Source organism: Thioclava sp., assembly GCF_048263065.1.
Classification (GTDB): Bacteria; Pseudomonadota; Alphaproteobacteria; order Rhodobacterales; family Rhodobacteraceae; genus Thioclava.
Window position 1 is genome coordinate 97,120 of the sequence record NZ_JBLXEM010000001.1, and the last position, 17,899, is coordinate 115,018.

Genomic DNA, 17,899 nt, shown 5'->3' on the forward strand with positions numbered 1-17,899 from the left:
TGTAGAAGGAAAACCTTACCAATTGTCGGGGCCACGTTTTTCGAAGGTCGTGGCAAGAAAATCAATGAACGCGCGCACTTTGGGCTGGGTAAAGCGGCCCGGCGGATAGACCGCGTAAATGCCCAGCGTTTCCATCGGCAATTCGGGCATAGCCTCTTCGACGAGGCCGTCTTTAAGCGCGTCAGCATACAGGAAAGACGGCAGGTAGGCGATGCCAAGCCCCGCAATTGCGGCATGCAGCAGCGACTGCCCGTCATTAACCGTAAGCCAGCCGTTTGAGCGCACCTGACGCCGCTCGCCCGAGGGCGCGGTCAGCTTCCAGACATTGCCAGCCGATTGGTTGGAATAGTGCAACAGCTTGTGTTCGTTGAGATCGTCGATCTTTTCCGGGCGGCCGTAGCGCTCAAAATAGCCCGGCGAGGCGATCATCCGGCGCGATGTCTCGGTCAATTTGCGTGCGCGCAGGCTGCTATCTTCAAGCTCTCCCACCCGGATCGCCATGTCGAACCCTTCCGAGATCAGTTCAACAAAGCGGTTATTGAGTACCATATTCACGGTAATATCAGGAAATTCCTGCAAGAAATCTCCTAAAACCGGAGAAAGCAGATTGACCCCGAAATCGGTCGCAACCGAAATGCGCAACACCCCCGAAGGTGCCAGTTGCATCGAGGTGACCAGCGCATCCGCCTCACCTGCATCATTCAGGACGCGCCGTGCCCGATCGTAATAGGCCAGCCCAATTTCGGTCGGGCTGACGCGGCGCGTCGTGCGGTTGAGAAGTCGCGCCCCAAGCCGTGCCTCTAGCGCCGAAACATGCTTCGACACAGCGGATTTAGAGATGCCCAGCTTCTTTGCTGCATCCGTGAAACCGCCTTGGTCCACGACCATCGCGAAGGCTTCCATTTCAGTCAGGCGATCCATATGCGCACCTTTTCGGTCTCGGTTTATTGCTTGTTCGGGAACAGTTTTGGTCGCCAATTCGGGCGCAAATGGGGCCAAGGGGGGACAATACCGCGGTATTCTCACACGTTGGTTACTGTTGCGAAACGATGAGCCGCCCCGAAACGAAACAGCACCTAAGGGAAGTGCGGCTTCGTTTATCCGGTTCCCGCTTGGCACGCGTGATCGCGCAGTTCTAATAGCGTGACGCCGCGTTTGGCGTGACAAGGGCGCGGCGCGCTTTCACACTACGCGCGAGTTTAGGGAGAACGTCATGAGCCAGTTTCCGCATCTTTTCGCACCGCTTGATCTGGGGCATGTGACCTTGCCCAACCGGGTTCTTATGGGCTCGATGCATACCAATCTTGAAGAGCGCGGCGACTGGAATGCGGTGGCCGAATTCTATGCCGAGCGCGCGCGCGGCGGCGTTGCCCTGATGGTGACAGGCGGCATGGCCCCCAATAGTGAGGGCGGCGTGTTTCCCGGCGCGGCGGGTCTGTTCACCCCCGAAGACATCGCGCATCACAAGATCATCACCGAGCGTGTGCACGCGGCAGGCGGGCGCATCGCGATGCAGATCCTGCATGCTGGGCGCTATGCTTATGGCCCCAACTGCGTGGCACCTTCGGCGATCAAATCGCCGATATCGCCCTTCCCGCCCACCGAACTGGACGAGGCCGGCATCGAAAAGCAGATCTCGGATATCGCCACAGCCGCTGCGCGCGCCCGTGAGGCGGGCTATGACGGGGTCGAGGTGATGGGGTCTGAGGGCTATTTCCTCAACCAGTTCCTCGTGCGTCACACCAACAAGCGCGACGATGCTTGGGGTGGCAGCTATGAGAACCGGATGCGCCTACCCGTCGAGGTGATGAAACGCGTGCGCGCCGCCGTGGGTGACGATTTCATCGTTATTTTTCGGATTTCGCTGATTGATCTGGTCCCCGATGGCTCCACTTGGGATGAGGTCGTGACTTTGGCCAAGGCGATTGAGGCGGCGGGTGCCAGCATCCTGAACACCGGAATCGGCTGGCATGAGGCGCGCGTGCCCACAATCGCGACCTCCGTGCCACGCGCGGCATTTACTTGGCTGACAGGTCGCTTGCGCCCCGAGGTTTCGATCCCCGTTATTACCTCCAACCGGATCAACACGCCCGGCGTCGCGGAAGAGGTGTTGGCCAGCGGCAGCGCTGACATGATCTCGATGGCGCGCCCGTTCCTTGCGGATCCCGATTTCGTCAATAAGGCCGAGAGTGGTCGCGCCGCCGAAATCGCGCCCTGTATCGCCTGCAATCAGGCCTGTCTGGATCATACTTTTCAAGGCAAGGTGTCGTCCTGTCTGGTGAACCCGCGCGCGGGCCATGAAACCGAGATCGTGATCACCCCCACCGCCAATCCCAAGGCGATTGCAGTGGTTGGCGCGGGGCCTGCGGGCCTGTCCGCTGCAATCACGGCGGCGCAGCGCGGGCACAAGGTCACACTGTTTGATCGCGCCGATCAAGTCGGTGGGCAATTGACGATGGCGCGCGTCGTGCCGGGCAAAGAGGAATTTCACGGACTGACCGACTGGTTTGCCACGATGGTGGACAAGACTGGCGTGACGCTGCGGCTCAACACCGAGGCGAGTGTTGAGGCACTGGCCGATTTCGACGAGGTGATCATCGCAACCGGCGTGCGCCCGCGTGACCCCGAAATCCCGGTCGAGGGCGGGCAGGTCGCGTCCTATATCGATATCCTGAAAGGCCGCGTGACAGCGGGGCCGCGCGTGGCCATCATCGGCGCGGGCGGGATCGGCTTTGACGTGGCCGAGTTCCTGACGGTCGATGACAGCCCAACGCTGGATCTTGAAGAGTGGAAGCGCGAATGGGGCGTGGGTGATCCGGCACAGACACCGGGCGGTCTAGCAGATCCCGATCCCGAGCCGCCCACACGCGCCGTCACCCTGTTGCAGCGCAAGCGCGAGAAACTAGGGCGTCGGCTGGGTAAAACCACCGGCTGGATCCATCGCGCCGCGCTTCAGATGAAGAATGTGCAGATGATCGGCGGGGTGAATTACGAGCGTATCACAGCCGAAGGGCTGCATGTTAGCTACGGCGAAGCGCGCGAAAACCCCAGCGTAATTGCCGCCGATACGGTGGTGCTATGTGCGGGGCAATTGCCCGAGCGCAGACTAGCGGATGCGTTAATTGCAGCGGGGCGGTCCCCGCATATCATCGGCGGCGCAGATGTCGCCGCCGAGTTGGACGCTAAACGCGCGATTGACCAAGGCACGCGGCTGGCCGCTGCGATCTGAGGCATGAAATAAGGGGGCGCGTTGGGAAACCTTCGCGCCCTTATTCCTCCTGCGCCCAATCGGCGGCTTGCATTTCGCGCAGACGGCTGGCGGTGCGTTCAAATTCAAACGTGCCTTCGCCCTCGACATAAAGGCGCTCGGGCGCATCCGCTGCCGAGCAGATCAGCCGCACCTTGGCCTCGTATAAGGCGTCGATAAGGGTCACAAACCGCTTCGCCTCGTTGAAATTCGAGGCCGAGAGCAGCGGGATATCATCGAGCATCAGCACCCGAACGGCCTCGGCAATCGCGAGATAATCAGCTGGACCCAACGGCACCGCGCAGAGATCCCAAAACGATGCGCGGCCTACACCTGCGTGGAAATGGGGCAACTCTACCACGCGCCCCTTGACCGTCAGCTTCAGCGTGTGGGTAAGATCCTGCCCCGAAAGTTCGCCCCAAAGCACATCCATCTTGGCGCGCGACTCGCGTCCAATGGGATAAAAATAGACCTCTTCGCCGGAAAGGCGGTGCTGGCGGTAGTCGGTTTCCGATACCAGCTCATAGACTTGCAGTTTTTCGCGGATCAAGGCGATGAACGGTAGGAAAAGCTGGCGGTTCAGCCCGTTCTTATACAGATCTTCGGGCACCCGGTTAGAGGTGGTCACGATAGTTACGCCGCGCTCAAACAGCGCCTCGAAAAAGCGCCCCACAATCATCGCATCGGCGATATCGGTGATCTGCATCTCGTCGAAACACAGCAGGCGCAGCGATCCGGCCACCTCTTCGGCGACAGGGCGCATCGCATCGACGGTGTTGGCGCGGCGGGCCTCGTCCAGCTTGCCCTGAATTTCCTGCATGAAAGCGTGGAAATGCACCCGGCGCTTGGGCACATCGGTCGCGCCATAAAACAAATCCATCAGCATCGACTTGCCACGCCCGACGCCACCCCAAAAATACAGCCCCCGCACGCCCTCGATCGGCGCTGGCTTGCGCGAAAACAGCCCGCGTTTGCGTGGCTCTGGGGCCGTTTCCAGCTGGGTGCGGATCTCTTCAAGAACGGGCAGAACGGCGCGTTGGGCGGCGTCGGGATGCAGCGTTCCCTCCGCGAGCTTTGCATCATAGATCTGGGTCAGTGTCTGTCTCATATGCGTGCGATATAGCGCGTTTGCGGGATTGAAAAGCCCCCACGCTTGCGTAAGCATCACGCGCAAGAGGAGAACACCATGACAAAAGACCTGCCATTGCTAGGCGCGGCGCTTAGCCTTGATATGCTGGCCCATCATCAAGACTGGATTTTGGCCGATCAGCGCGATCTGGAATTGCAAAGCTTTTGCTGGCCCAACACGCCCGAGGCGGACCTGGTCAAAATGACAGCGCGCGCGAAGGGTCTGCTGGATGGCTATACCGGGCGGCTGGGGCTGCACGGGCCATTCACCGGCTTCAACATTGATTGCGCCGATCCCGCGATTGTCGAGGTGATCCGCACGCGGATGCTGCGCACGCTTGATATTTGCGCCGATCTTGAGGCCGATCAAATGGTGATCCACTCGCCATATACGATGTGGAAGGAAAGCGATCTGGATGCGCATCCGACCAAAGGGGTCATGCAAATCGAGCGCGTACGATATATCCTGACGCCCGTAATCGCACGCGCGCAAGAGCTTGGCGTTACCTTGGTGATTGAGAATGTCGAGGATTTGGCGCCGCGATTGCGGGTTGATCTTGCAGCGGCGCTGAATACCAAAACGGTCAAGGTCTCGCTGGATACTGGACATGCGCAATTCATGCACCGGCGCATGGGCGCGCCGCCGGTTGATGCGTTTGTGAATGCGGCCGGGGCTGCGTTGCAGCATGTGCATTTACAGGATGTGGATGGATACGGCGACCGGCACTGGCATCCGGGCGAAGGCACGATTGCGTGGCATTCGGTGTTTGCAGCACTCGGGCACTTGCCGAAAATGCCACGGCTGATTTTGGAAGTGAACGACGAGGCAGGCCTGCATAAAGGCGTTCAATATCTGGCCGATCAAGGACTCGCGCGGTAACGGCTTCGTGCGAAGCGGGGCGCCGCCTTGTGAACCGGGATGGCAGGGCGTAATCTCTGCGCTGCAGCAAAAGTCGACAGGAGCTAGCATGTCCAAACCCAATCCGCAGCGTCTTCACCTTGTGTTCGGTGGCGAGCTGGTGAACCCGAGTGTCACCGAATTTTCCGATGTCTCCAAAATCGACATCGTGGGGATCTACCCCAACTATGCCACCGCGTATGCCGCTTGGAAGGGCGCATCGCATCGCACTGTTGATGACGCTCATACCCGATATTTCATTGCGCATTTGCACCGTCTGCGCGACGAAGAGATCGAGGTCTCTCCGACCGAAGAACTCGGCAGCTAAGTCAATCAGGACCCGCAAAGAGATGCGCTATACCCTTTCCTCATGGATCAAGCGCCCTCTCTCTGCGATGCGCCCTACCGGGCCGCGCGCGCGTGACGCCGCGGCCCGCGAGCCCCCTGATGGGCCGCTTTTGTGGATATGGGATAGCACCGGCGCGAAATCTGGTGCAGCACTGGTTGCGCGTCGCATCACCGCCCGGCTCCCCAATCTGCAAATTGCGCTCACCACGACGGGCGATCCACCGGATGATTTGGTGCTGCCGCCAGACTCGCTTTGCCTGCCGTCGCCCGAGGACCGCCCCGCGTCCATCAAATTGGTGCTGAATGCATGGCGTCCCGAGATGATCTTGATTTTGGGCAATATCCTGCCCGCAGCCTTGATCACCGAAGCCGCCCGGCGGGACATCCCCATCGCGCTTGCGGATGCACAGTTTGGCACCGGCGTTGGCGCACTGTCCGGTGATCGCATGGCGGGATTACTGGGGCGTTTGACACGAATTTATCTGCGCGATGGGGACAGTCGCCGCGCGCTGGAACGGCGCCTGCCCGCCGAACGGATCGAAGTCAGTGAAGGCGCTTTGGTGGAACCTGCCGAGCCGCTCACCTGCTCTGAGGTCGAGCGCGCCTCCATGGCCGATGCTATCGGTGCCCGCCCGGTCTGGCTAGCCACCAGCGTCCCGCACGAGGAACTGGCCGTCGTTTTGAACGCGCATACCTACGCCATGCGGCACGCGCATCGCCTGCTGCTGTTGCTTGCCCCAGATCACGACGCAGATGGCGCATCTTTGGCGCAAGAGCTGAGCGATCAGGGCTGGTCGGTCACGCGCCGCTCGCTTGAGGGCGAACCGCAAGCGACGACCGAGATTTTCATCGCCGATGACGCGCAGGAATACGGGCTTTGGTATCGCCTTGCGCCGCTGTCTTATATGGGCGGCACGCTTAGCGGCATGGCGCAGTCCCCGCGCGCGCCTTTGGAAGCAGCAGCTTTGGGATCAGCGGTGCTGCACGGGCCGCATCTGGGGCGCGAACGTGCGCAATACCTGCGGCTTGAAACGGCGCATGCCTGTCGCGGCATTCGCGCTGAAGACGATTTTCCCGATGCGCTGGCCGATCTGATCGCCCCCGACCGTGCGGCGCATCTGGCGCATAACGCATGGTTGGTGTCATCGGGCGGTGCAGGTGCGGTTGAGACCGTGGCGGGCGGAATCGCGGCCCTGCTGGAAGAGCGTCTGACGAAAGGCGGCGCGTGATGGGCGCGCCACTGTTCTGGTTCAATCCACCGATGCAACCCGGCCTTGCCGCCCGCCTGCTGTCACCACTCGGCGCGCTCTATAGCCAAGCAACAGCGCGGCGGGTGCGTCAGCCGGGGTTGGCGCTAGATGTGCCCGTGATCTCGGTCGGCAACATCAACGCAGGCGGCACCGGAAAAACCCCCACGGTGATTTGGCTGGTGCAACGTCTCGCGGCGCGCGGGGTAACAGCGCATGTCGTCACGCGCGGCTATGGCGGCACATTGCAAGGCCCGCTGCGCGTTGACGAGCGCATCCATCGCGCCGATCAAACCGGGGACGAGCCATTGCTGCTATCGGCCTTTGCGCCCACTTGGGTTGCTAAGGAACGCGCGGCGGGCGCACGCGCTGCGGTGGCGGCAGGCGCGCAGGTCATTGTGCTAGATGACGCGCATCAAAACCCGGCGCTGCGCAAGGATCTGTCGATCGTCGTGGTCGATGCGAAAAAAGGGTTTGGCAATGGCCGCTGCCTACCTGCCGGGCCTTTGCGAGAGCCGATAGATGCCGGATTGGCGCGCGCCGATCTGTTGATCTCTATCGGGTCGAATGCTGCGCAGCATGAATTCTCCGCCGCGTGGCAATCGCACATAAAAATCCCGCATCTGACAGGGGCGTTGATACCACTACAAACGGGGATGGATTGGCAGGATTTGCCCGTGCTCGCCTTTGCAGGCATAGGTCATCCCGAGAAATTCTTTGCCACGCTGCAATCGCTGGGCGCGAATATGCTGCGCAGCGAGGCGCTGGAGGATCACCAGCCGTTCACCCCCCGTCTGCTGACCCGGATTGAGACCGAGGCCAAGCTGCTGGGCGCCCAATTGGTGACCACCGAAAAAGACGCAGTGCGCCTGCCCGCAGAGTTTCGCCCCAAGGTTCTGGCGCTTCCTGTGCGGTTGGAAATTGAGTCAGCCGATGCGCTTGATGCAGCGCTTAGCAAGCTCGGGCTGTAAAACGCAAAAGGCCGACCCAATCGGGCCGGCCTCTCGGTCATTCTCAGCGCGGCTTACTGCGCCGCTTTTTGCAAATCATCGTCGAGAATTTTCTTCATATCCGGCCACGCCATGTTGGAATATTTCGTGCCGTTGATGATGAAGGTCGGCGTTGCGTCAATCTTGTCGTCGCCCGCGTTTTTCTGGAAGGTCGCGACAAGTTCCTCGGCGCGCTTTTCATCGTTCATACAGTTGGTGACCTGCTCGTTGCTGAGCCCGGCTTGCAGCCCGATCTTGTGTAGATTGTCCGAGATCGTCTGCTGTTTGCCATCACCGATCCAGTCGCGCTGTTTGTTAAACAGCATATCCGAGATCGCGTAATATTTCGGATCACCGCCACATTGCGCGATCAACCCGGCCCAGATGCCGAACTTATCGAAATACACCTCGCGCTGAATGAACTTCACCTTGCCGGTGTCGATATAGTCCTTCTTCAGCGTCGGGAATTCCTCGGTATGCCAATCTGCGCAGTGCGGGCAGGTGAACGAGCTGTATTCGATGACCGTGACCGGCGCATCTTCCTGACCGAGGATCACATCGGGCAAAGTCTGCACCGATTTATCGGCGCTTGCCTCTTGCGCCTGCGCGGCGGTGATCAGGCTCGCTTCGCTGTGCTGGGAGGCAAACCAGCCACCCGCCGCAAGGACACCTGCAACGGCGACGCCGCCTAGGATCGTAAGAGATTTGCTCATGTATCAGCCTTTCTTCTGCGCGGCCCGTTCCGCGGACCTCGTTAGAACGTTTTGTGCCAGAGTTTCCAGCGCCGATTTGAGGCCTGCGTCCTTGCAGCCCTCCGCCGTGCGCGCCGCCGCCTCAATCACTTGCGGATCGGGTGCCTTGGGCGCGGCTTTCGGAGCCGGGGTGAATTGCGCCTGTCCCTCGGCAAAACCGATGGGGGCGGTCTGTGTCAGCGAAATGCGCGAAATCGCATTATAGCCGTAGCACGCGTTTACCTTTTCGCGGATCTGTGGCAGTTGCATCTGCATCATCGGCGCAGCGGCCCCCGTCGTCAGCAGTGTCAAAGTCGCGCCGAATCCGCCCTTGGAATAGCCGATCTTCACCGGGCGAGTCTGGGCTGCGATGTCTTCGCCAACCACTTCGGACCAATGGGTGAGCAGCCGCGACACCGCGAATCCGCGCGACTCACCTGCGGCGCGCACGCGCTGACGCAGCAGCTTGCCTGCGGGCTCAAAGCCGCGCATGCGCCGGTCTGACTTGGATTTCGGGTCTTTCGCACTCATTACCGACAGGTTCCTCTTGATCGGCCCTAGTGTAAGCCGCACATCGTGTGAGGCCAACCGATGGGCAAGAGGGGAACATAAACATTGCGTGACGGTAAAGGGGCAATCGGCGAAAGCCTGCTGAAATGGTATGATGCCAATGCCCGTGTGATGCCATGGCGTGTCTCGCCGCACGATCGCGCAAGCGGCGTGCGCCCCGATCCCTATCGCATCTGGCTATCTGAGGTGATGCTGCAGCAAACCACCGTCGCCGCCGTGCGCGATTATTTCCGCCGCTTCACCGCACGCTGGTCTGATGTGGATGCGCTTGCGCGTGCCGAGGATGGCGCGGTGATGGCCGAATGGGCCGGGCTTGGCTATTACGCCCGCGCGCGCAACCTGCTGAAATGCGCGCGTGTGGTGGCGTATGAGATGGGCGGGCAATTCCCGCAAACAGCGACCGATTTGCAAAAACTTCCCGGCATTGGCCCTTATACCGCAGCCGCAATCGCGGCGATTGCCTATGATGAGCCGGTCGCGGTGGTCGATGGCAATGTTGAGCGCGTCGTGTCGCGCCTGTTCGCCGTTCAGACACCCCTGCCCGCGGCTAAGCCAGAGCTGACCGATCTGACCGCGCAGATCACGCCAACCGCGCGTCCTGGCGATTTCGCCCAAGCGATGATGGATCTAGGTGCCACGATCTGCACACCGCGCAGACCGGCCTGTGCGATCTGCCCGCTGATGGGGCAATGTGAAGCTCAGACGCAGGAGATTGCCGCCGATCTGCCGCGCAAGCTGGCGAAGAAACCGAAACCAATGCGGCTTGGCTTTGCCTATGTCGCGATGAATGCGGCAGGCGATGTGTTGTTGGAGCGCCGTCCAGACAAGGGTTTGCTGGGCGGCACGCTGGGCTTTCCCGGCTCGGAGTGGTCAGAGGCCCCCGCACCCACTCCGCCAATGCGAGCCGATTGGCGTGAAGCCGAGGCCGAGGTGCGCCACACCTTCACCCATTTTCATCTGACCCTACGCGTCTTCGTGACCCGCGCAGAGGGCGCACATTTTACCCCTCGCGGCGATTTTGCGACCGGTGATCTGCCCACTCTGATGCGCAAGGTCTGGGACGCGGCGCAAAGCGCTGATTGGCCGCAACCTGAGTGATTGTATCAGGAAATTCCCGCGCTATCATGGCCGCGCTTGAAAACCGAGGCCCCCATGTCTAGCCGCGATGAAATCCGCAGCCCATCTCACGCTTTGCCGTTCTGGCTGTCGCTTGGCACCGTGCCACTGGCGGTGATTGAAGCGCGCTACGGTGGTTGGACGCTGATCCTGCTGCCGACCTATGCGTGGTGGCTGGTGACCTTTCTCGACCAGATTCTGGGGCGCAACGCGGATCAACCCGACGTCGAGACGCCCGAAAGCGAGCTGACATGGTATCGCGCCATCACGATGATCTGGTTCCCGATCCAGGCGGCGGTGATTTACGGCACGATCTGGTATGTGACCCGCAGCACACATCTGAACGGCTTTGAAATCGTGGCGCTGATGTTTGGCGTGGGCGTGATTTCTGGCACTATCGGGATCGTCTATGCGCATGAATTGCTGCATCAGAAAAACAAGTTAGAGCGATGGCTGGGTGATCTTCTGCTCGCAACGGTTCTCTATTCGCATTTTCGCACTGAGCATCTGCTGGTGCATCATCTTTGGGTTGGTACGCCGCGCGATGCGGTGAGCGCGCGCTACAACGAGGGGTTTCACCGCTTTTTCTGGCGGGTGCTGTTTGAATGCCCCGGCTCTGCGTGGAAGGCCGAATCACTGATGCTGCGCCGCGCGGGGCGGTCGGTTTGGCATCGCTCCAATCCGTTCTGGCGCTATGGCGCGTTGCAGGCGCTTGCGTTGATTGCGGCCTTTGCGGTGGGCGGCTGGATGGGGTTGGGTCTGTTTGCCTTGCAGGCGTTTTTCGCGATCTGGCAGTTGGAACTGACGAATTACGTCGAGCATTACGGGCTGACGCGCGAATATCGTGGTGAGGGGCGTTATGAACATGTACTGCCGCGCCATTCCTGGAATGCCGATCACACCGCGTCGAACTGGCTGCTGATCAATCTACAGCGCCATTCGGATCACCATTACAAACCCGACCGCCGCTTTCCACTGCTGCAAACCTATGATTCCGAAGAGGCGCCGCAACTGCCCTTCGGCTACCCGGGCATGACGGCGCTTGCGATGGTTCCCCCACTGTGGCGGCGACGGATGAACCCGCGTGTGCGGGCATGGCGGCGCAAATATTATCCCGACATCAGCGATTGGGCCGACTATAATCGCGGCGCAACGCCATTACCGCGCGGATCTTATTAGCGGCCCTAGCCGTTTTCGCGCAACACCTGTCCGGCCAAGTAAAGCGAGCCGCAGATTAGCACGCGCGCGTTTGCGTCTTGCGCGGTGATTGCGTCTAACGCGGCCCCAACGCTGGGCGCGGCGCGGGTCGAAATGCCGACTTTGCTTGCGGCGGCGGCGGTTTCCTCGGCGCTTAACGTGTTCGCCTCACCGGGGATCGACACAGCGATTAGCTGCGTAGCATGCGGGGCAAGCGGGCGCAGATAGCCCGTCACGTCCTTGGTGTTGAGCATACCGCAAATCAGATGGGTAGGTCGGCGCGGCAAACTCGCCAGCGTCGCGGCGATCATCTCACCGGCCGCTGGGTTGTGCCCGCCATCGAGCCATAGCTCAGCCTCGGGCGCGGCATCGATAAGCGGGCCTTGACGCAGGCGCTGCATCCGGGCGGGCCATTGCGCGCGCGTGACAGCTGCCTCGCATGCCGCCTCGTCCACACCGAGATGACGCAGCGCGGCCAATGCGGCCCCGGCATTCTGGATCTGATGCGGCCCCGGTAGGTTGGGCAAGGGCAGGTCGAGCAAACCGCTCTCATCCTGAAAAACCAGCCGCCCGCGTTCCTCCCAAACCTGCCAATGCTGACCATAGGCCAGAACAGACGCGCCCAGCCGCGCTGCGCGTGCCTCGATCACATCAAGCGCGGCGTCTTGCTGGGGACCAATGACGAGCTGCACGGCGCGCTTAATAATCCCGGCTTTCTCGCCTGCGATTTCGGGCAAGGTCTCACCCAGAAATTGCTGATGGTCGATAGAAACAGGGGTGATGATGGTCAGCATGGGCTGGTCGATCACGTTGGTCGCATCAAGCCGCCCGCCAAGCCCGACCTCGAGCAAGGTGAAATCGGCCGGGCTGCGCGCGAAGGCCAGAAAGGCGGCGGCAGTCGTAACCTCAAAAAAGGTGATCGGCGCGCCGTCATTTGCGGCCTCGACCTCATCGAGAAGCTTGGCCAAGTCAGGTTCGGAAATCAGCGTGCCCGCCAGCCGGATGCGTTCGTGAAATCGTGCCAGATGGGGCGAGGTATAGGCATGCACACGTTTGCCCGCAGCCTCAAGCCCCGCGCGAATCATCGCCTGCGTCGAGCCTTTGCCGTTGGTGCCCGCGATATGGATCACCGGCGGGATCTGGCGTTCGGGATGATCGAGCGCGGCCAGCAATCGCTCCATCCGGTCCAGCGAGAGGTCGATCACCTTGAGATGCAGGCCCATCAGCCGCGCGAGGATCGTATCGGAAGCGTCGGTCATGGCCGGGCCTGTCATGTTCGTGGATCATGCTGGATGGGGGCGCTGCCCCCGTCGCGCCTTGCGCGACTCCCCCGGGATATTTCGATCAAGAGGAAGGGGTTAGGCGGATTTATCAGCCGCTTCGGCGGGCTCGTCCTCGGTTACGGCAGTCTCGGCGGATGCCGCTTCTGCAGTTGCCTCGGGCGCGGGCAAATCGCCGGCAACAGCGGGGGGCATCCCCATGAGCATACGCAGGATCGTGATCAACTCGTCGCGCATTTTCATGCGATGCGTCACGCGGTCCAGCATACCGTGATCAAGCAGGTATTCCGCGCGCTGGAACCCCTCGGGTAGCTTTTCGCGGATCGTCTGTTCGATCACGCGCGGCCCGGCAAAGCAGATCAGAGCGTTGGGCTCGGCGATATGCACATCGCCCAGCATCGCATAAGAGGCCGTAACACCGCCGGTCGTCGGATGGGTGAGCACCACGATATAAGGCAGTCCCGCCTCTTTGAGCATCTGCACCGCAACCGTCGTGCGCGGCATCTGCATCAGCGAGAGAATCCCCTCTTGCATCCGCGCGCCGCCCGCCGCCGAGAACAACACCAACGGACGCTTGAGCAGCACCGCACGTTCGGCGGCCGCGACAATCGCGTTACCGACATACATGCCCATTGAGCCGCCCATAAAGGTGAAATCTTGCGCAGCCGCGACGATGGGCGTGCGCCCGATTTCGCCCTCGACCACCAGCATCGCCTCTTTTTCGCCGGTCGCTTTCTGCGCCGCCTTCATCCGGTCGGGATATTTCTTTTGATCCCTGAAGTGCAGCGGATCGTGGATCGGCTCGGGGACTTTTACCTCGGCAAAGACGCCGCCATCGAACAATGCTTTGAAGCGGACACGCGGCGTGATCGCAAGGTGATGGTCGCAATTGGTGCAGACATTCAGATTATCCGCCAGTTCCCGGTGAAACAGCATCGTTCCGCATTCGGGGCATTTCGTCCACAGGTTCTCGGGCGTATCGCGGCGCGAGAACAGTGAGTCGATCCGCGGGCGGACATAATTGGTGATCCAGTTCATCGGCAGGCCCCTGAGCTATGCTGATTTCGCATTGGCCTCAAATAAGCCCAGCGTGCGGGAATTGCAATCAGACCCGCAATATCAGGCGGATCATCAGCCAGCCGATAAAGATAGTCAGCGCGTCAATCGCCAGCCAAGGCGCAAGCGTTGCAAAGTCGCGCGCGTTGATCACAATCGTATACAGCGCCAGCCCGTCAAGATCGCCGTAAAAGCCGACAACGAACATGCTGGTAAAATTATTCACCAGATGCAGTGCCATTGCCGCCCCGATATTGCCGGTGCGTGCGGTCAGATCGGCGGCAAAGCAGCCAAAAGCAAAGGCCCAAATCGCCAGCCAGATCGCGTTGGGCCCGAAGCTGCTCGGATCGTAATGCAGCACACCGAACAGCGCCGAGGGCACCACCATCCACACCCAAGGAGAGCGCCAGCGCGCGCCCAGTTGTTGCAGCAGATAGCCGCGAAACAGCACCTCTTCGGCAGCGATCTGCACCGCCAGAAACGGCGCGGCCAAACCCATCCAAGCAAGCGATGTGCCCAGACGGGTGGAGCGCCCAACGTCGTCATCAATCAAGGCCAAGGACGCACACAGCAGCGATATAACCAAGACCCAAGGCAGCACCGCGCGGAAATCGCGCAGCGCTTGGGGGCCAAACAGCGCCGCCGCAGCACGCCCGTGCAACCAGCGCGTCACGAAGATCACGCCAAGCAGAAGCGGTGCGAAGCTTGCGAGCAAAATCACTAAGCCGCGCGGGGTCGAACCTGATGCAATCTCGTTGAGAAGCCCCACAAGACGCAGCGGCGGCACCGATTGCGTCAGCACGGTGAGCAGCAGCCAGCCCGCGCCAATATAGATCGCGATGATCATGCCCACGCCCAGCACCGTGCGCCATAGCTCGGATGTGGGACGTGCGGGCGCGGTCATAAGCGCCAGCGCACGATACCCCGTTGCTGCACTCATCGCGCAAACATCCCACGGTGAGACGTGACAATCCGCATGAAGCTGAGGTTTGCCATGAGTATCCCTAGGTTTGGCCCTGCTGCCCCCAGATAGCGCCAGCCCGCCCCGCCGCGCAACCGTGCAGACTTTACATTCACGCGGGCGCGGCGGAAGAAGACGCTGAATTGGCCAAGGAATGCGCGATGTTCGACCTCTCCTACGAATTGGTTGCGATGCTGATCGGGGCAGCCTTTGTCGCAGGGTTTGTTGATTCGATTGCTGGGGGTGGCGGGCTGATCACGGTGCCTGCGCTGTTGCTGGCAGGGATTTCGCCGTTGCAGGCTTTGTCGACCAACAAGATTCAAGGCACGTTCGGCGCGGCCACGGCGGCGCTGTCATATGCCGCCTCGGGGCGTGTCGATCTGAAACGCCAGCTTCCCGCAGCCGCATTGGCCTCTGTGGCGGGGCTGTGTGGCGCGCTGCTTGTGTCGGTGATCCCGACCGATCACTTGCAAACCGCGCTGCCCTTTGTGCTGATCGCGATTGCGGTGTTTTTTGCGCTGCGCCCTGGGCTTGATGATACGGACAAGGTTGAACGCATCCCGCCCGCCGCTTTCACCGCGTTTTTCGTGCCGGTCATCGGGTTTTATGATGGGTTGATCGGGCCGGGCACCGGGGCGTTCTTTATGATCGGTTTCGTGATGCTGGCGGGTTACGGCGTGCTGCGCGCGACCGCGCATACGAAATTGTTGAATTTCGCCTCGAATATCGGTGGGCTTGTCGGGTTTATTGCGATGGGTGCGCCCCTTTGGGGCTTGGGGCTGGCGATGGGCGTGGCGCAGATCGCGGGTGCGCGGCTGGGCTCAAAGCTGGCGATGCGCATTGGCGCACGGCTGATCAAACCGCTGCTAGTAGCCACCTCGTCTTTGCTGGCGCTCAAGTTGATTTGGGATCGCCTGATCTAACGTCCCGCCTGTGACAACACCTCACCAAGCTGGGCAAAACTGCCCGCCACACCCTCTGGCGCGGGCAAGGCGATGAACCCGTCAAGCTGCGGCCAGATCCGAATCGCGGCATCAACCACCGAATCAGAGCCCGTCGCATAAAGCCCCGCCTGAATCATCATTTCCGCCCGGTCGTAAGCGCCCAGCAAGGCGCGCGCCTGCGCGATCAGCACGTTCTCTTCGGGGCTGGCCGCGTCCGGTAGCGAGCGCGAGACCGAGCGCAGCAAGTTGATCGCTGGGAATCGCCCGCGTTCGGCAATCTCGCGTTCCAGCACAACGTGACCATCCAGCACGCCGCGCAAAATATCTGCCACCGGCTCATCCATATCCGAGCCCGCAACCAGCACCGAAAACACCGCCGTAATATCGCCCGACCCGTCAATCCCCGGCCCGGCGCGTTCGCACAGCGCCATGATTTGATACGACGTCGAGGGCGGATAACCACGCAAAGATGCAGGCTCGCCACCGGCAAGCGCGACCTCGCGATGCGCCTCGGCAAAGCGGGTCACCGAATCAGCGAGATAAAGCACATGCTTACCCTGATCGCGGAAATATTCCGCCACTGACATCGCTGCCCACGCACAGCGCCGCCGCACGAGGGGCGATTGATCAGAGGTTGCCGCAATGATCACCGCGCGCGCCATCCCCTCAGGGCCCAACGTTTTTTCGACGAATTCGCGCAACTCGCGTCCGCGTTCACCGATCAACGCGATCACCACCACATCCGCCTGCACGCCGCGCGCAAAATTCGCCAAAAGCGAGGATTTCCCGACGCCAGAGCCAGCAAACAGCCCGATTCGCTGGCCGCGCACCAGCGGCAACAGCGTGTTGAACGCCGCCATTCCGGTTTCCAGCCGCGCGCCTAACCGCTTGCGTTGCGCGGCTGGCGGAGGTGAGGCACGCAACGCGCGCTCAGTCGCGCCGTGAACCAAGGGCCGCCCATCCAGCGCAACGCCAAACGGATCAATGATTCGCCCGATCCAACTGTCATGGGGCGCGATGCCGCCCTGACCCAGCAACTCCACCTCATCGCTGATCGCCACGCCATCGGCCGCGCCATCCGGCAGCACCGTCACCCCCCCGCGCGAAAGCGACAGCACCTCGGCGCCGATCTCGCGGCCTGACTGGCAGCGAATCAGCGCGCGATCACCTAATGCGGCACGGCGCGTTAGCCCGCTGACCTCAATTGTGCCTTGGCGCACCTGCGTAACGCGCCCCACCGGGTGCACCGATCCGATGCCACGCATCTCTGCGCGCAATAAATCAAATCCTGCGAATGCCATTCTGGACTCCTCATGTTCTCGAAACGTTTTTTAAACCATTCACCCTTAAGGCTTAGTTGATAGCTCGGAGGAGAAGCCCCGATGTTCGAGAAACTTGAGATCCTACAAATGGCCAGTGCGATGGCCACCCATGCGTCCGCTCGGCAAAATGCCGTGGCGCAGAATATAGCAAATGCGGACACGCCCGGTTACGCCGCGCGTGACCTTCCGTCCTTTGACTCGCTTTGCCAAAGCGAAAGCGTTGATGGCATGCGGGCCACGCGTGCGGGCCATATTGGTGCCGATCACACGGTCAGCACCTCGTATGAGGTGGCGGCTGATCCAAACGCGACCTCGCCCGATGGCAATTCGGTTTCGCTAGAAGACGAGATGGTCAAATCGGTGGAGGTAAAGCGCCAACATGACTTGGCACTTGCCATCTATCGCTCGTCTCTGACCGTTCTTCGCACCTCTCTCGGGAGGAGCTGAGCATGAGTGATTTTTCCAGCGCTCTCTCGCTCTCGGCATCGGGCATGAAGGCTCAGGCGATGCGCCTGCGCTATGTCTCCGAGAATATCGCGAACACCGACACCCCCGGTTACCACCGCAAAACCGCCGCGTTTCAGCAAGAATTCGACGGCGGCGCGCAGACCGGCGGTGTCAAGCTTGGCCCGGTTGAACTGGACCGGCGCGAACTGACCCAAATTTACAATCCCGGCCACCCGATGGCGGATGAGAATGGCTACTACGACGGCTCGAATGTCGATCTGGTGGTCGAAATCGCTGACGCGCGCGAAGCGCAGCGCAGCGCAGCGCAGCTACGAGGCGAATCTTAAAATGTTTGATCAGTCACGGCAAATGTCGTCATCGCTGCTTGATCTACTTCGCCGCTAGATAAGGAGACTCT

17 protein-coding genes and 1 pseudogene are annotated in these 17,899 nt (G+C 61.1%); 10 read left to right on the forward strand and 8 right to left on the reverse strand.

Features of this window, described 5'->3' with window-relative positions:
• Positions 1-15: 15 nt before the first annotated feature.
• Positions 16-921, reverse strand: coding sequence for a LysR family transcriptional regulator (locus tag ACN0SD_RS00470; RefSeq protein WP_417806254.1), 906 nt, complete (start codon positions 919-921; stop codon positions 16-18).
• A 292-nt stretch (positions 922-1,213) separates the two neighbouring features.
• Here ACN0SD_RS00470 and ACN0SD_RS00475 point away from each other — a divergent pair, with 292 nt between their 5' ends.
• Positions 1,214-3,229, forward strand: a complete 2,016-nt coding sequence (locus tag ACN0SD_RS00475) for an FAD-dependent oxidoreductase (RefSeq protein ID WP_417806255.1) — start codon at positions 1,214-1,216, stop codon at positions 3,227-3,229.
• A gap of 40 nt (positions 3,230-3,269) precedes the next feature.
• Here ACN0SD_RS00475 and zapE read toward each other — a convergent pair whose 3' ends face one another.
• On the reverse strand, positions 3,270-4,355 hold the full coding sequence (zapE, locus tag ACN0SD_RS00480) for a cell division protein ZapE (RefSeq protein ID WP_417806256.1): 1,086 nt from the start codon (positions 4,353-4,355) through the stop codon (positions 3,270-3,272).
• A gap of 78 nt (positions 4,356-4,433) precedes the next feature.
• On the opposite strand from zapE, the gene ACN0SD_RS00485 reads away from it, so the two are divergent.
• The 4 genes from ACN0SD_RS00485 (at position 4,434) to lpxK (ending at position 7,839) form a co-directional block, all read left to right on the forward strand.
• Positions 4,434-5,255: a sugar phosphate isomerase/epimerase family protein gene (locus ACN0SD_RS00485; RefSeq protein WP_417806257.1), complete on the forward strand. Its 822-nt coding sequence runs from the start codon at positions 4,434-4,436 to the stop codon at positions 5,253-5,255.
• Between the two features lie 88 nt (positions 5,256-5,343).
• A complete protein-coding gene (locus ACN0SD_RS00490; RefSeq protein WP_417806258.1) occupies positions 5,344-5,601 on the forward strand; it encodes a DUF4170 domain-containing protein in 258 nt (85 codons plus the stop codon).
• A gap of 22 nt (positions 5,602-5,623) precedes the next feature.
• Positions 5,624-6,850, forward strand: coding sequence for a 3-deoxy-D-manno-octulosonic acid transferase (locus tag ACN0SD_RS00495; RefSeq protein ID WP_417806259.1), 1,227 nt, complete (start codon positions 5,624-5,626; stop codon positions 6,848-6,850).
• The gene (lpxK, locus tag ACN0SD_RS00500; protein ID WP_417806260.1) at positions 6,850-7,839 is read left to right on the forward strand and encodes a tetraacyldisaccharide 4'-kinase; all 990 of its coding nucleotides are present in this window, start codon (positions 6,850-6,852) and stop codon (positions 7,837-7,839) included. Before ACN0SD_RS00495 ends, lpxK begins: the two co-directional genes overlap by 1 nt.
• A 53-nt stretch (positions 7,840-7,892) precedes the next feature.
• On the opposite strand, the gene ACN0SD_RS00505 is transcribed toward lpxK, so the two are convergent.
• Both ACN0SD_RS00505 and ACN0SD_RS00510 read right to left on the reverse strand, forming a co-directional pair.
• Positions 7,893-8,570, reverse strand: coding sequence for a DsbA family protein (locus ACN0SD_RS00505; protein ID WP_417806261.1), 678 nt, complete (start codon positions 8,568-8,570; stop codon positions 7,893-7,895).
• Positions 8,571-8,573: 3 nt separating this feature from the next.
• Complete coding sequence (locus ACN0SD_RS00510) at positions 8,574-9,119, reverse strand: DUF721 domain-containing protein (RefSeq protein ID WP_417806262.1); 546 nt, start codon at positions 9,117-9,119, stop codon at positions 8,574-8,576.
• An 84-nt stretch (positions 9,120-9,203) separates the two neighbouring features.
• Between ACN0SD_RS00510 and mutY the strand changes: the two genes are divergently transcribed.
• Together mutY and ACN0SD_RS00520 are read left to right on the forward strand one after the other, a co-directional pair.
• Positions 9,204-10,256 carry an A/G-specific adenine glycosylase gene (mutY, locus tag ACN0SD_RS00515; protein ID WP_417806263.1) on the forward strand — a complete coding sequence of 351 codons (1,053 nt, stop codon included), beginning with the start codon at positions 9,204-9,206 and terminating at the stop codon, positions 10,254-10,256.
• Between the two features lie 54 nt (positions 10,257-10,310).
• Positions 10,311-11,453 carry an alkane 1-monooxygenase gene (locus ACN0SD_RS00520; protein ID WP_417806264.1) on the forward strand — a complete coding sequence of 381 codons (1,143 nt, stop codon included), beginning with the start codon at positions 10,311-10,313 and terminating at the stop codon, positions 11,451-11,453.
• A gap of 5 nt (positions 11,454-11,458) precedes the next feature.
• Here the strand turns inward: ACN0SD_RS00520 and ACN0SD_RS00525 are convergent, their stop codons facing one another.
• The 3 genes from ACN0SD_RS00525 to ACN0SD_RS00535 all read right to left on the reverse strand — a co-directional run bounded on the left by ACN0SD_RS00525 (position 11,459) and on the right by ACN0SD_RS00535 (position 14,747).
• Positions 11,459-12,730, reverse strand: a complete 1,272-nt coding sequence (locus tag ACN0SD_RS00525) for a bifunctional folylpolyglutamate synthase/dihydrofolate synthase (RefSeq protein WP_417806265.1) — start codon at positions 12,728-12,730, stop codon at positions 11,459-11,461.
• A 99-nt stretch (positions 12,731-12,829) separates the two neighbouring features.
• On the reverse strand, positions 12,830-13,789 hold the full coding sequence (gene accD, locus ACN0SD_RS00530) for an acetyl-CoA carboxylase, carboxyltransferase subunit beta (RefSeq protein WP_417806266.1): 960 nt from the start codon (positions 13,787-13,789) through the stop codon (positions 12,830-12,832).
• A gap of 67 nt (positions 13,790-13,856) precedes the next feature.
• The gene (locus tag ACN0SD_RS00535) at positions 13,857-14,747 is read right to left on the reverse strand and encodes a CPBP family intramembrane glutamic endopeptidase (RefSeq protein ID WP_417806267.1); all 891 of its coding nucleotides are present in this window, start codon (positions 14,745-14,747) and stop codon (positions 13,857-13,859) included.
• A 182-nt stretch (positions 14,748-14,929) separates the two neighbouring features.
• Between ACN0SD_RS00535 and ACN0SD_RS00540 the strand changes: the two genes are divergently transcribed.
• Positions 14,930-15,691, forward strand: coding sequence for a TSUP family transporter (locus ACN0SD_RS00540; protein ID WP_417806268.1), 762 nt, complete (start codon positions 14,930-14,932; stop codon positions 15,689-15,691).
• Here ACN0SD_RS00540 and ACN0SD_RS00545 read toward each other — a convergent pair.
• Positions 15,688-17,013 carry a FliI/YscN family ATPase gene (locus ACN0SD_RS00545; RefSeq protein WP_417806269.1) on the reverse strand — a complete coding sequence of 442 codons (1,326 nt, stop codon included), beginning with the start codon at positions 17,011-17,013 and terminating at the stop codon, positions 15,688-15,690. The genes ACN0SD_RS00540 and ACN0SD_RS00545 overlap by 4 nt on opposite strands.
• A gap of 81 nt (positions 17,014-17,094) precedes the next feature.
• On the opposite strand from ACN0SD_RS00545, the gene ACN0SD_RS00550 reads away from it, so the two are divergent.
• Positions 17,095-17,481, forward strand: coding sequence for a FlgB family protein (locus ACN0SD_RS00550; RefSeq protein WP_417806270.1), 387 nt, complete (start codon positions 17,095-17,097; stop codon positions 17,479-17,481).
• Between the two features lie 2 nt (positions 17,482-17,483).
• A pseudogene (flgC, locus tag ACN0SD_RS00555) lies at positions 17,484-17,886 on the forward strand (flagellar basal body rod protein FlgC).
• The last annotated feature ends 13 nt before the right edge of the window (positions 17,887-17,899 follow it).

Excerpts from the sequence above, each read along its gene's own strand:
- ACN0SD_RS00495 (WP_417806259.1), top strand. The coding sequence starts at position 5,624 with ATGCGCTATACCCTTTCCTCATGGATCAAGCGCCCTCTCTCTGCGATG.
- ACN0SD_RS00505 (WP_417806261.1), bottom strand. The coding sequence starts at position 8,570 with ATGAGCAAATCTCTTACGATCCTAGGCGGCGTCGCCGTTGCAGGTGTC.
- ACN0SD_RS00545 (WP_417806269.1), bottom strand. The coding sequence starts at position 17,013 with ATGGCATTCGCAGGATTTGATTTATTGCGCGCAGAGATGCGTGGCATC.
- ACN0SD_RS00475 (WP_417806255.1), top strand. The coding sequence starts at position 1,214 with ATGAGCCAGTTTCCGCATCTTTTCGCACCGCTTGATCTGGGGCATGTG.
- accD (WP_417806266.1), bottom strand. The coding sequence starts at position 13,789 with ATGAACTGGATCACCAATTATGTCCGCCCGCGGATCGACTCACTGTTC.
- ACN0SD_RS00470 (WP_417806254.1), bottom strand. The coding sequence starts at position 921 with ATGGATCGCCTGACTGAAATGGAAGCCTTCGCGATGGTCGTGGACCAA.
- ACN0SD_RS00510 (WP_417806262.1), bottom strand. The coding sequence starts at position 9,119 with ATGAGTGCGAAAGACCCGAAATCCAAGTCAGACCGGCGCATGCGCGGC.
- ACN0SD_RS00535 (WP_417806267.1), bottom strand. The coding sequence starts at position 14,747 with ATGAGTGCAGCAACGGGGTATCGTGCGCTGGCGCTTATGACCGCGCCC.
- ACN0SD_RS00525 (WP_417806265.1), bottom strand. The coding sequence starts at position 12,730 with ATGACCGACGCTTCCGATACGATCCTCGCGCGGCTGATGGGCCTGCAT.
- zapE (WP_417806256.1), bottom strand. The coding sequence starts at position 4,355 with ATGAGACAGACACTGACCCAGATCTATGATGCAAAGCTCGCGGAGGGA.
- ACN0SD_RS00520 (WP_417806264.1), top strand. The coding sequence starts at position 10,311 with ATGTCTAGCCGCGATGAAATCCGCAGCCCATCTCACGCTTTGCCGTTC.
- ACN0SD_RS00490 (WP_417806258.1), top strand. The coding sequence starts at position 5,344 with ATGTCCAAACCCAATCCGCAGCGTCTTCACCTTGTGTTCGGTGGCGAG.
- ACN0SD_RS00485 (WP_417806257.1), top strand. The coding sequence starts at position 4,434 with ATGACAAAAGACCTGCCATTGCTAGGCGCGGCGCTTAGCCTTGATATG.
- lpxK (WP_417806260.1), top strand. The coding sequence starts at position 6,850 with ATGGGCGCGCCACTGTTCTGGTTCAATCCACCGATGCAACCCGGCCTT.
- ACN0SD_RS00540 (WP_417806268.1), top strand. The coding sequence starts at position 14,930 with ATGTTCGACCTCTCCTACGAATTGGTTGCGATGCTGATCGGGGCAGCC.
- ACN0SD_RS00550 (WP_417806270.1), top strand. The coding sequence starts at position 17,095 with ATGTTCGAGAAACTTGAGATCCTACAAATGGCCAGTGCGATGGCCACC.